Genomic DNA, 12,042 nt, shown 5'->3' on the forward strand with positions numbered 1-12,042 from the left:
TTCTGCGCGTCGGTTGCCCTGGAACGCAGCGACGGCCATCTGTCTAGGCCCGCCGTCGCCGACGGGCTCGAGCGGCCAACCCGGACGCTGGGGCGGGCAGCCCTCGTGACGCGTCCTGTTCGGCCTTGCACCGGATGGGGTTTACCGAGCCGGCCCCGTCACCGGGGCCGCTGGTGGTCTCTTACACCACCCTTTCACCCTTACCCCCGCTGCGAGCAGCGGAGGCGGTCTTCTCTCTGTGGCACTGGCCTGCGGGTCGCCCCGAGTGGGTGTTGCCCACCATCCAGCCCTGTGGTGCCCGGACGTTCCTCACCCCGCACCGTGGACGGTGCGGGCCGCGGCCGTCCACCGGTCCGTCCCGAGCCGAGAGTCTACCCGCGTGCGGAGCATCACCCCCGCCCACGCGGCCGTCCCCTGCCCGAGGGCGTCCGCACCCCCTAGAATGAGGCCCGTCCGCAGTCAACGACGACGTGGATCGGGTCCAAGCGCCCGCGCTTGCCCGCACCGGCATCCAAGGAAGGACCACCGTGGCAGACAACGCCTCGACCCAGACTCCCGAGTGGAACACCCAGGAGCAGCTCGCCGAGAAGATGGTGCCGCTGCTCGGCACCCTGTACCGCGACAACAACGTGGTGACCAGCATCTACGGCCGCTCCCTCGTCCACCGCGGCGTCATCGACATCATCAAGGCCCACCGCTACGCCCGCCGCGTGGAGAACGAGCCGCTGTCCGTCGAGGCCACCTACCCGCTGGTCGAGGCCATGGCCGCCATGGACCTGGGCGCGGCCACCGTGGACCTCGCCAAGCTTGCCCGCAAGCAGAAGGAGTCCGGCCAGGACGTCCAGTCCTTCCTCGACGCCGAGTTCGCCGACGTCAAGGGCAAGGCTGGCGAGGGCCTCGGCGAGACCCAGGACGTGGTGCTCTACGGCTTCGGCCGCATCGGACGACTGCTGGCCCGCATCCTCCTGTCCCATGCCGGCGGCGGCTCCAAGCTGCGCCTGCGCGCCATCGTGGTCCGCAAGAACTCGGACGACGACCTGATCAAGCGCGCCTCCCTGCTGCGCCGCGACTCCATCCACGGCCCGTTCGACGGCACCATCGTGGTGGACGAGGACCGCAACGTCATCACCGCCAACGGCACCGAGATCCAGGTCATCTACTCGTCCGACCCGACCACGGTCGACTACACCGTGTACGGCATCAAGGACGCCCTGGTCGTCGACAACACCGGCCGCTGGCGCGACGTCGAGGGGCTGTCCCAGCACCTGCAGGCCACCGGCACCAAGAAGGTCCTGCTCACCGCCCCGGGCAAGGGCGACATGAAGAACATCGTGTTCGGCGTGAACTCGGACACCATCGAGGACGCCGACACCATCGTGTCCGCCGCCTCCTGCACCACCAACGGGATCACCCCGGTGCTCAAGGTCGTCAACGACGAGTACGGCATCGACCACGGCCACGTGGAGACCGTGCACGCCTACACCAACGACCAGAACCTCGTGGACAACTTCCACAAGGGTGCCCGCCGAGGCCGGGCCGCCGGCATGAACATGGTGATCACCGAGACCGGAGCCGCCAAGGCCGTGGCCAAGGCCCTGCCGGAGCTGGCCGGCAAGCTCTCCGGCAACGCCATCCGCGTCCCCACTCCGGACGTGTCCATGGCCATCATCAACCTGGCCCTGGACAGGCCGACCTCGGTGGAGGAGCTGAACTCCCGCCTGCAGCGGGAGTCCCTCACCGGTGAGCTGCGCGGCCAGATCGGCTACGTGGACTCCCCGGAGGTCGTGTCCACCGACTTCGTCGGCTCGGACCGCGCCGGTGTGGTGGACGGCCTCGCCACCCTCGTGAACAACGAGGGCAAGAACGCCATCCTCTACGTCTGGTACGACAACGAGTACGGCTACTCGCACCAGGTGGTCCGCGTCGTCGAGAAGATGGCCGGCCAGGACGTGCCGTCCTTCCCGAAGGCCTGACGCCTGAGCGCCTGAACGGCTGACGCGAAGGCCCCGCCCGTCGTCCCGGGCGGGGCCTTCGTCTGTCTGCGGTGAGTCGTCACCGGCGGAGGGCGGCCTGGAGGAGGCCGGCGCCGTCGTCGGGGGAGGGGCCGACGACGGTCGGCTCAGTCCGCCTGTCCGGTCACCTCGTCTGCGTCCACGTCGTCGTGGCCGAAGGGGTCGCGGTCCTCGCCGGGCAGCCAGGTCACGCCCGGGACGTTCATCTTCTCGGCGCGCTGGGTGCGCTTCCACTTCCGGGCCCACCGGCCCCCGAGTCGGTTGACGTAGAGCGTGCCGTTGAGGTGGTCGTACTCGTGCTGCATGATGCGCGCGAACCAGCCGCGGGCCTCGAAGTCGATCGGCTCGCCGTCCACCGTCTGACCGGTCAGGCGCACGTGGTCAGAGCGCTTCAGCGGGTAGGACAGGCCCGGCACGGAGAGGCAGCCCTCGGAGTCCTCGTGGCGGTCAGGCTCCTCCTGCGAGGCCTTGGACAGATAGGTGAGCACCGGGTTGATCACGTGCCCGACGTTCGGGGCGTCGCCGGTGTCGTGGAAGGTCCAGGTGAAGATGCGCAGCCCCACGCCGACCTGCGGGGCGGCCAGGCCGACGCCGCGGGCCGCCTCCTGGGTGACGTACATGTCCTCGATCAGCGTGCGGATCTCGTCGTCGATGACCTCGACCTCGGCGGCGCGCTCGTGCAGGACGGGCTCGCCGTAGACGGTGATGGGACGGATGGAGGGCATGGTGCTGCGCTTCCCGGCCCGGGGTACGGGCCTGCGTGGGTCGGAGAGGGGGGAGTCCCCAGCCTACCGCCGGGGACACCACCACGGCGGTCATTCCGCGGCGAGGGCCTCCAGCGCATCCGGATCCAGCAGCGTCACCCGCGGGCCCTCGAGGGCGATCAGTCCGTCGTCGGCGAGTCGGCGCAGCCCGCGGCTGAACGCCTCTGGGGTGGTGCCCAGCAACGATGCGACGTCCTTCTTCGGCGCGGCCAGCACCACGACGAGCTCGGCCTTGTTCCGGGAGGCGGGCAGGCCGAGCAGATGCCCGGCGATCCGCGCGGTGACCGGCTGACGCTCCCGGGCCAGACGTTGTTCGGCCTCGGCCAGGCGAACGGCCAGCGTCCGCATCACCCGTGCGCCGATGCTCGGATACTCGGCCAGAAGTCGGGTGACCTCGGCATGGGAGAAGGTGCACAGGCGCGTTGCGACCACGGCGCGTGCCCCGTGTCGGGCCGGCTCGCCCGTGAGGAACTCGTGCTCGCCCACGGAGTCGCCGGGCTCGACCATCCGCACCACGCGTTCCCGGCCGGTCGCTGAGCCGAGGGTCAGCGCCAGGCGGCCGCTGTGCACGACGCACAGGCGGTCGGTGCGGTCGCCGGCGAGGTGCAGGGCTTCGCCGGCCTCGAGCACGACCGGCCGCGCCAGGTCCGAGACCCGGCGCAGCTGTTCCAGGTCCAGCCCGGCGAACAGCGGGACCCGTGCCGCGCACGGCTCCGGTTCACCCACGGGGGCGAGGGGAAGGTCGATACGCACGCCATCAGCCTCCCACACGGTGCCTTGACCGTGGTCAAGGCAAGCCCGCCGTCCCCTTCGTAGCGTCAGTGACATCCCCGGAAGGAACGGGGACCCGGACCCGGCACCCGCCCGGTCCGTTCAGCCTCACCGACGGCCGCGCCGGTGACGACCGACTGGAGTGACCATGACCCCCACCACGCACACCCTGCTCCGCGCCGAGGGCTTCAGCTGCCCCTCGTGCGTCCGGAAGATCGAGAAGGCCCTCGACGCCCTGCCCGGCGTGACCGGCGCGCAGGTCCACTTCGAGACCCAGCGCATCGAGGTCGACCACGACCCGCAGACCACCACTGCCCAGGACCTCGTCGAGGCCGTCGCCAAGGTCGGCTACACCGCCCGGCCGTCGGCCTTCTGACACCGCCCCGCCCCCGACGAACGGAGTCCGCCATGTCCATCTCCGCCCCCACGCGACCGGGCCGCACCCGTGCCCGGCTCGCTCTGCCCCGCCGCTGGCGGCGTCCCGTGGTGGCCGGCCTGCTGATCGCCGTCTCGCTCGTGCTGGCGCCCGAGCAGCTGGCCCACGGGACCGGACAGCTCGTGGCGGCGGGCCTGATGCTCGCCGCCGCCGTCGTGGCCGGCCTGCCGATCGCGCGCGACGCGATCGCCGCCCTGCGGGTGAAGACCGTCGGCATCGACCTGCTCGTCGCCACCGCCGCGATCGGCGCGTCTCTGCTCGGCAATTTCTGGGAGGCCGCCGCCGTGACCTTCCTCTTCGCCCTCGGCCACGGCCTCGAGGACGCGACCCTGTCTCAGACTCGCTCGGCGCTCGCGGACCTCGTGTCCACGGCGCCCGAGAACGCCGTCGTCGTGGACGCAGACGGGACGCAGCGCACCGTGCCCGCCCACGAGGTGGCCCCCGGCGCGACCGTCCTCGTCAAGGCCGGCGCCCGGGTGCCCGTGGACGGCGTGGTGCTCACCGGGGCCGGCGCCGTGGACGAGGCATCCATCACGGGCGAGTCCATCCCGGCGGAGAAGACCGACGGCGACGCCGTGTACGCGGGCACCGTGGCCACGGCAGGCCTGCTGCAGGTGGAGGCGCGGGGCGTGGGCGCCGACACCACGCTGGCGCGCATCATCCACCGCGTCGAGGCGGCCCAGGAGGCCCGCGCTCGGACCCAGCGGTTCATGGACCGCTTCTCCCGCTGGTACACCCCGGCGATCATGGTGCTGGCCTTCGCGACCGGTCTGATCACGCGGGACGTCCCCCTGGCCCTGACCCTGCTGGTCATCGGCTGCCCGGGCGCCCTCGTGATCTCCATCCCGGTCGCGATTGTGGCGGGGATCGGCCGCGGCGCCAAGGACGGCGTGCTCATCAAGGGAGGGGAGTTCCTCGAGCGCTCCGCGAAGGTCGACGCCGTCGCCGTCGACAAGACCGGCACCCTCACCTCGGGCACCCCCGAGCTGACAGACGTCGTCGCGTTCGAGCCCGGGGCCGAGGACGAGGTGCTGCGCTGGGCCGCACGGCTCGAGGCGGCCTCGGACCACCCGCTGGCCGCGCCGGTCGTCGCGGCGGGCCGGGACCGCGGCCTGCTGGACGGCTCGCTGGCCACCGATGTGGACGTCGTCCTCGGCCGCGGGCTCACCGGAGAGGTGGACGGCCGCGTCGTCGCCGTGGGCAACGTGGCGCTGCTGCGCGAGCGCGGCGTGGATCCGGCCGCGACCGACCGGGTCGAGACCGTCGCGGCCGAGCTGGCGGAGGCGGGCCGGACCCCGGCGGCGGTCGTCGTCGACGGTGTCCCGCTCGGCGTCCTCGGCGTCGCAGACACCGTCCGGCCCGAAGCCGTGGGCATGATCCGGGCGCTGCACGGCATCGGCGTCCGCGAGGTCGTGATGCTGACCGGCGACCAGCCCGGCGTCGCGCAGGCCGTGGCCCGGCAGGTGGGCGTCGACCACGTGCGGGCGGGCCTGCTGCCCCAGGACAAGCTCGAGGCGATCGAGGCCCTGCAGGCCGAGGGCCGCGTCGTCGCGATGGTCGGTGACGGCGTCAACGACGCCCCGGCCCTGGCGACGGCGGACATCGGCGTGGCCATGGGCGCGGCCGGCTCCGGTGTGGCCATCGAGACCGCGGACATCGCCCTGATGGGCGACCGGCTCGAGCGGCTGCCGCAGGCCCTCAATCTGGCTCGGCGCACGGTGCGGGTGATGCGGCAGAACATCGCGATCTCCCTCGTGACCGTCGCGGCCCTGCTGGCCGGCGTCTTCGCCGGCGGCGTCACGATGGCCGTCGGCATGCTCGTGCACGAGGCGTCCGTGCTGCTGGTCATCGTGAACGCGATGCGCCTGCTGCGGCGCCGTGATCAGCCCAGGTCCACGACCTCGACCTTGAGCAGGTCGGCGCCCGTGGCGACCGGCGCCGGGCGGCCGCCCCGCTCGGCGGCGTGAGCGGCGGGCAGGCGCCCGTCCCGCCAGCGCTCCGTCACCGGCCGCCTCGATGCCCGGCCACGCGGGACCGGGCCGGCCCCACGATCACCCGACGGCGCGCAGGGGCACCGCAGCCCGCTCGGGCAGACGAGGAAGGCCCCGGAATCCGCAGGATTCCGGGGCCTTCCGCATGGGGTGAGCGACGGGGATTGAACCCGCGACCTTCTGGACCACAACCAGACGCTCTGCCGACTGAGCTACGCCCACCATGCGTCCCCGAGCGGTGGAGCGCTCGGAGCAGCGCGTTCAACTATACACACACTCGGCAGCCGGTCATGACCATTCCGCGGGTGACACCGCTCACGCATCGATGCGGCGCCAGGTGCGGGGCCGCCGTCTCCGGTCAGGTGCCGGCCTGGCCTTCCCGGGTGACCTCGCGGGAGATCCGGTGGGCCTCGTCGGTGCTCGGCCCGGGCGGGGCGGCCATCACGGCGCGGCGGTAGTAGCGCAGCTCCTGGATGGAGTCGCGGATGTCCCCGAGGGCACGGTGGCCGCCGGTCTTCGCCGGAGCCTGGTAGTAGGCGCGGGGGTACCAGCGGCGGGCCAGCTCCTTGACGGTGGAGACGTCCACGATCCGGTAGTGCAGGTGCTCCACGACCTTCGGCATGGAGGCGGAGAGGAACAGCTTGTCCTGGCCCACCGAGTTGCCGGCGAGCAGGGCCTTGCGCGGCTCCGGCACGCGGGCGGTGATGTACTCCAGCACCTGCGCCGCGGCGTCCTCGAGGGCGAGGCCGGAGTCGAACTCGCGGATGAGCCCCGAGGTGGTGTGCATGTCTCGCACGAACGGGTCCATCTGCGCCAAGGCCTCGGCCGAGGGTCGGATCACGAGGTCGATCCCCTCGTCCAGGATGTTCAGCTCGGAGTCCGTGATCAGCACCGCGACCTCCACGAGGTCGTCGACCACCGGATCCAGGCCGGTCATCTCGCAGTCGATCCAGACCAGCGGGGCGTGGGCGTAGGCGTTCTTCGTCGTCTCGGTCACGGCTCACACCCTACTCTTGCCGCCACCGTCTCCGTGGGAGTCCAGCGTGCTCGAGGGGGCCTCGATGGTAGATTCGTGCCCCGTAGACGCCCGACCCGGACTGCCGGTGGGAACGGGACCCACGTGAGCCCCGCCGCAGGGGTGCCCCGGAGGAGGAGCCGCCACATGAACGTGCCGACGCCGCCCGCGCGCGACGCGAACGCGCCGGAGTATGTGGGCATCGGCGGGTTCCGCGTCGATCCGAAGGTGGGCGGCTGGACCGCGACCCCGCTCGTCGCGGGCACGCTCGGCTCCCTGCTGCTGGTGCTGGGGTCGTTCTCCGTCGGCTGGCTCGCCTCCACCTCCCCGATCAACCGCTGGCAGTGGCTCATCCCGTACCGCACGCAGGAGAGCGGGGTCATGCTCGGCACCGTCCTGCTCACCCTCGGCTGCTGGGTGATGTTCTGGGCCTGGCTGCGGCTGGGCCAGGTGACCCGGCCGTTCGGCCACGGAGCGCTCAGGACGGTGAACGTCGCCACGGTCCTGTGGTGCCTGCCGCAGCTGCTGGCGCTGCCGATCTTCAGCCGTGACATCTTCGCCTATGTGGGGCAGGGGCGGCTCATGGTCGCCGGCCAGGACCCCTACACCGACGGCATCTCCTCCCTCTCCAACTGGTTCCAGCTGGGCACGGACGCCACCTGGGCCAACGACGGCACCCCCTACGGTCCCGTGTTCCTCTGGATCGAGGAGGCGGTCGTGGCCGCGACCGGCCCGGACAACCCGGACCTGGCGATCTTCCTCTTCCGCCTCGCCGCCGTCGCCGGTGTGGTGCTGATCCTCGTCTTCGTCCCCCTGCTGTGCCGAGAGCGTCAGGTCAACGGGGCCTGGGCCGTATGGATCACGGCGGCCAATCCGCTGTTCACGATCTCCTTCGTCGCCTCCGGCCACAACGACGCCCTGATGGTGGGCCTGGCCCTGGCCGGAACCTACTGTGCGCTGCGCGCCGGTAGGCCGCGGCCCGCCGAGGGGCCGGTCATCTCGGCCGCCTGGGGAGTCGGGGCCGTCGTGCTGACCACACTGTCGATCGGCATCAAGCCGATCACCATGGTGCTCCTGCCGTTCATCGCCCTGCTCTGGGCCGGTCCGGCGGCCGGCTGGATACGGCGCTTCGTGATGTGGGGCATCACCGCGGCCCTGGCCTTCGGCATCATGGTCGTCGTCGGCCGGCTGAACGGCTTCGGCTTCGGGTGGCTCGAGGTCATGCTCGGCACCGGCACGGGCACCGTCCCGTGGTCGCCGATCGGCATCCTCAACGACATCACCCAGGGCGTGTTCGGCCTGATGGACTGGGACACCTCCGGTGTGGAGGACACCTACAAGCGGGTGGGCCGCATCATCTCGGTGATCGTCGTTGTGATCCTCATGTTCGTCGGCCGGCAGGACCGGGCCATGGAGCGCATGACGTGGGCCTTCACCGCCCTGGTGGTGTTCTCGCCCATCATCCAGCCCTGGTACCTGCTCTGGCTGCTCCCGTTCTTCGCCGTGATCGGCCTGAGGGACAACTGGCAGATCAAGTGGGTCGTCTTCACCGTGGGCTACTTCCTGGCCTTCGGCGCCTCGGACCAGCTGTTCACCTGGCAGTTCCTGGACATCGCCCAGGACGTCGAGCACCTCTCCCTGCTGGTCTCGGTGATCTGCCTGGGGTGGATCCTCGTGGTCGACCGCAAGACGTCACGCTTCGTGAAGGACGACTGGCACGTGCGCCCGGCGCTGGCGGCCCTGTTCGGCAGCCGATCCGCCGAGCCGCACGAGGTGCAGGGTCGTTCGGGCGACGAACGATGACCTCTGCGCAGCACCCCGGCCCGGTCGGCACGTCCCCGCGGGCCGGCGGCCGGCAGGCACCCGCGCACGAGCCCCCGGCCGGAGGGCTCGGCAGGACGTTGCACCGGCTGCGTCGCCGCCTCTGCCGGCTGGCGGTGGTGGGCTGGTTCCTGCCGTCCCACGACCGTGACCCCTACGCCGCGCTGCGTCAGGGCGTGCTCGCCTCGGTGCTCGTGGTGATCGGCTCCCTCGGCGTGGGATGGATGCCCTCCGTGCCCGCGTCGTTCCTCGCCCGGGTGCGCTCCTTCCAGCTCGTCCGGCTGGACCTGTCCACGGCGCTGCCGTTCGCCCTGGTCCTCGCCGTGGGCTGTCTGCTGCTCGTGCGGTCCTGGCTGCGGCTGGGCCAGCAGGTGTCAGGGTGCTGGGCCACCCACGGGATCGCCGTCCGCCGGGCGGTCTGGTGGTGGACGGTCCCGCTGCTGGTCTGCGTGCCGATCTTCTCGCGGGACGTGTTCTCCTACATCCAGCAGGGTCGGATGGTCTCCGCGGGGCTGGACCCGTACACCGAGGGCGTCTCCCAGCTGCCCGGCTGGTTCATGTACGGCGCGGACTCCATCTGGGCGGAGTCGCCGAGCCCCTACGGGCCGCTGTTCCTCGGCATGGCCGAGGCCATCTGGCGCCTCAGCGCCGGCATCCCGGAGGTCGCGGTCCTCCTGTACCGCACCATCGCCGTGGCCGGGCTGGCACTGTGCCTCTGGGCCGTGCCGCGCCTGGCCGAGGCGGCCGGACGGAACCCGGACTGGGCGGTGTGGCTCGTGGTGGCCAACCCCCTCTTCCTGCTGTACATGGTCGCCGGCGTCCACAACGACGCCCTGATGATCGGCCTCATGCTCGCCGGATTCGTGCTGCTGGTGCGCGAGCCCCGCCGCCGTCTCCCCGCCCTCGCAGGGATCCTGCTCATCGTGCTGTCCGTCGCCATCAAGCCGCTCACGGCGCTCGTGCTGCCCTTCGCGGCCCTGCTGCTGCCGGCCGGCTGGAGGCCTTTCCGGGACGGAACCGGCCTGAGCCTGCGCCGCCGCATCGGCCCCTGGCTCACCACCGGTGCCGCCGCCCTGGCCGTCCTCGCGACGATCGGCGCGGCCACCGGCCTGGGCTTCGGGTGGGTCCAGGCGATGCTCACCAGCGGCGACGCCGCCTTCCCGTATGCGCCCTTCGGACTGCTCGGCCTCGGCTTCGGCGCGCTCGTGGACGTGGTCACCGCCGTGCCCGCCCGGCAGGCCGCCGGCTGGTTCTACACCGCAGGAACGGCGGCGACGCTGGCCTACACGGCCTGGTGTGCCCTGCGTCCCCGCGCCGCCGACCCCATCGCCACCTCCGCCTCGGTGCTGCTCGTGGCCATCGTGCTGGCCCCGATCGTCCAGCCCTGGTACCTGCTCTGGGTGCTGCCCCTGGCGGCCTGCGCGCTGCCGGGACGCAACAACCACCCGCGCTGGCTCGGCTGGGTGAACATCGCCCTGGTCCTCGCCCTCACCGCCGTGGGGGCGGTGGACCAGCTCGCTGTGGCGAACTGGGTGCCGCTGACCGTGGTGCGCCTCTGTACGGCGGTGCTCTGCCTGGCCATGATCGTGTGGCTGGTCTGGCTCGACCCGCACACGCGACGGCTCTTCCCGGGCCGCCGCCGGCAGGCCGAGCTGATCGAACCCGAGGCAGAGCCCACCCCGGCGCACCGCGCCGCCGACGTCGTCCGCCTCGCCCCCGCGATAGCCTCGAACCGGACCGACTCCGGTCCCGCTTCCCGTCCCCTCCCCAGGAGTCCCCAGTGAGCCATTCCGTCGCCGGACAGACCGCCCCGCGGTCGAAGTGGATCGCCATGCTGGTCGGTCTCACGCTGCTGGCCGCCGTCGCGGCGTTCCTGTCCAAACAGTGGTGCCGCCTGAACGGCTGGGGCGTGCCGGATGTGCACCTGCACATGTGCTACTCGGACTTCGCTCAGCTGTACCCCACGCGCGGCCTCGCCGACGGCTACTTCCCGTTCTACACGCCGCTGCCTGAGGACCAGTGGATGGAGTACCCGGCGCTGCTGGCGGTCGTCGCGGGGGTGACGAGCTGGCTCGTGCCGGCAGACGGCTCCGTGGCCGAGCGCACGGTCACCTACTTCGACGTCAACGCGCTCGGGGTGGTGCTGTGCTGGATCGTCGTCGTGGTCGCCACGGCCTTCACCGCAGGCCACCGCTCCAAGGACGCCCTCCTGGTGGCCCTCGCCCCGGGCATCGTGCTGACCTCGATGCTCAACTGGGACCTCTGGGCGGTCATGCTCGCCGCCCTGGCCCTGTGGACCTGGTCGAACGGCCGCACCGTGCTCTCCGGCGTGCTGCTGGGCCTCGGCGCGGCGATGAAGCTCTACCCGCTGTTCTTCCTCGGCGCGATCCTCGTCCTGGCGATCCGCACCCTGAAGCTCGGGAGGTTCTTCACCACCCTCGCCGTGGGCGTGCTCACCTGGCTGGCCGTGAACGTCCCGTTCATGCTCACCGCCTTCGACCAGTGGTCCCGCTTCTACACGTTCTCCGGCGACCGGCCCGTCTCGTTCTCCTCCCTGTGGCTCGCCTTCACCTGGACCGGCTGGTCCGGCGAGACCTTCTCCCTGATCTCCAACGGCCTGTTCGCCCTCTGCTGCGCCGGCGTGGCCTACCTGGGCCTGTCCAGCCGCCACCGTCCGCGGATGGCCCAGCTGTGCCTGCTGATCGTGGCCTCGTTCATCCTGCTCGGCAAGGTGTACTCGCCGCAGTTCGTGATGTGGCTGATCCCGCTCGTCGTGCTCGCCAGCCCGCGCTGGAAGACCTTCTGGGTCTGGCAGGCGATCGAGGTCTACCACTGGGGCGGCGTCTGGATGGAGTCGGCCCGCATCACCTCCTCCGGCGCCTTCGGCCAGGACGCGCTGTGGATCCCGCTCTGGTACGGCTCCGGCATCGTCCTGCACATGGCCGCGGTCATCTGGATCTGCGTGACCGTGGTCAAGGACATCCTCGACCCCGAGCGAGACCCGGTGCGTGCCGGGCTCGCCCCGGACGCCGGGGACGGCCGCTACGCGGACCCGGGCGACGGCGTCTTCGCCGACCACCCGGACCGCTTCCTGCTCCCGCCTGCCGGTCGCGGCCCCGTCCGCACGGAACGCCGGGAGCCCGCGGTGCGCTGACGGGCGGAGGCGCCCACGGGGCCACGCCCACACGCTTCACGACGGCGGTGGCCCACCTCCTGGAGGAGGTGGGCCACC

General features: G+C 71.7%; 9 protein-coding genes, 1 tRNA gene and 1 other RNA gene. 6 read left to right on the top strand and 5 right to left on the bottom strand.

Features of this window, described 5'->3' with window-relative positions; all coding sequences use genetic code 11:
- Positions 1 to 22: 22 nt before the first annotated feature.
- An RNA gene (gene rnpB, locus MLY01S_RS10940) (RNase P RNA component class A) lies at positions 23 to 346 on the bottom strand.
- 181 nt (positions 347 to 527) lie between these two features.
- Between rnpB and MLY01S_RS10945 the strand changes: the two genes are divergently transcribed.
- Positions 528 to 1,973 (top strand): glyceraldehyde-3-phosphate dehydrogenase, encoded by a 1,446-nt coding sequence (locus MLY01S_RS10945; RefSeq protein ID WP_067192022.1) that lies wholly within the window; start codon positions 528 to 530, stop codon positions 1,971 to 1,973.
- Between the two features lie 146 nt (positions 1,974 to 2,119).
- On the opposite strand, the gene def is transcribed toward MLY01S_RS10945, so the two are convergent.
- Positions 2,120 to 2,737, bottom strand: coding sequence for a peptide deformylase (def, locus tag MLY01S_RS10950; RefSeq protein WP_067192025.1), 618 nt, complete (start codon positions 2,735 to 2,737; stop codon positions 2,120 to 2,122).
- Positions 2,738 to 2,827: 90 nt separating this feature from the next.
- Positions 2,828 to 3,502, bottom strand: coding sequence for a Crp/Fnr family transcriptional regulator (locus MLY01S_RS10955; RefSeq protein ID WP_255218024.1), 675 nt, complete (start codon positions 3,500 to 3,502; stop codon positions 2,828 to 2,830).
- A gap of 193 nt (positions 3,503 to 3,695) precedes the next feature.
- On the opposite strand from MLY01S_RS10955, the gene MLY01S_RS10960 reads away from it, so the two are divergent.
- Positions 3,696 to 3,923 (top strand): heavy-metal-associated domain-containing protein, encoded by a 228-nt coding sequence (locus MLY01S_RS10960; RefSeq protein ID WP_036381311.1) that lies wholly within the window; start codon positions 3,696 to 3,698, stop codon positions 3,921 to 3,923.
- 107 nt (positions 3,924 to 4,030) lie between these two features.
- A complete protein-coding gene (locus MLY01S_RS10965) occupies positions 4,031 to 5,950 on the top strand; it encodes a heavy metal translocating P-type ATPase (protein ID WP_067192041.1) in 1,920 nt (639 codons plus the stop codon).
- Positions 5,951 to 6,120: 170 nt separating this feature from the next.
- Here the strand turns inward: MLY01S_RS10965 and MLY01S_RS10970 are convergent.
- Positions 6,121 to 6,196, bottom strand: a tRNA-His gene (locus MLY01S_RS10970).
- 136 nt (positions 6,197 to 6,332) lie between these two features.
- Positions 6,333 to 6,971 (bottom strand): oligoribonuclease, encoded by a 639-nt coding sequence (gene orn / locus MLY01S_RS10975; RefSeq protein WP_067192028.1) that lies wholly within the window; start codon positions 6,969 to 6,971, stop codon positions 6,333 to 6,335.
- Positions 6,972 to 7,136: 165 nt separating this feature from the next.
- Between orn and mptB (MLY01S_RS10980) the strand changes: the two genes are divergently transcribed.
- Genes mptB (MLY01S_RS10980) through MLY01S_RS10990 form a run of 3 tightly spaced genes read left to right on the top strand, consistent with a single transcriptional unit; the run spans position 7,137 to position 11,964 of the window.
- On the top strand, positions 7,137 to 8,792 hold the full coding sequence (gene mptB, locus MLY01S_RS10980) for a polyprenol phosphomannose-dependent alpha 1,6 mannosyltransferase MptB (protein WP_067192032.1): 1,656 nt from the start codon (positions 7,137 to 7,139) through the stop codon (positions 8,790 to 8,792).
- Positions 8,789 to 10,594 carry a polyprenol phosphomannose-dependent alpha 1,6 mannosyltransferase MptB gene (gene mptB / locus MLY01S_RS10985; protein ID WP_067192035.1) on the top strand — a complete coding sequence of 602 codons (1,806 nt, stop codon included), beginning with the start codon at positions 8,789 to 8,791 and terminating at the stop codon, positions 10,592 to 10,594. Before mptB (MLY01S_RS10980) ends, mptB (MLY01S_RS10985) begins: the two co-directional genes overlap by 4 nt.
- The gene (locus tag MLY01S_RS10990; protein WP_245232172.1) at positions 10,591 to 11,964 is read left to right on the top strand and encodes a glycosyltransferase family 87 protein; all 1,374 of its coding nucleotides are present in this window, start codon (positions 10,591 to 10,593) and stop codon (positions 11,962 to 11,964) included. Before mptB (MLY01S_RS10985) ends, MLY01S_RS10990 begins: the two co-directional genes overlap by 4 nt.
- The last annotated feature ends 78 nt before the right edge of the window (positions 11,965 to 12,042 follow it).

It is taken from the genome of Micrococcus lylae NBRC 15355 (genome assembly GCF_001570885.1).
GTDB classification, from domain to species: domain Bacteria; phylum Actinomycetota; class Actinomycetes; order Actinomycetales; family Micrococcaceae; genus Micrococcus; species Micrococcus lylae.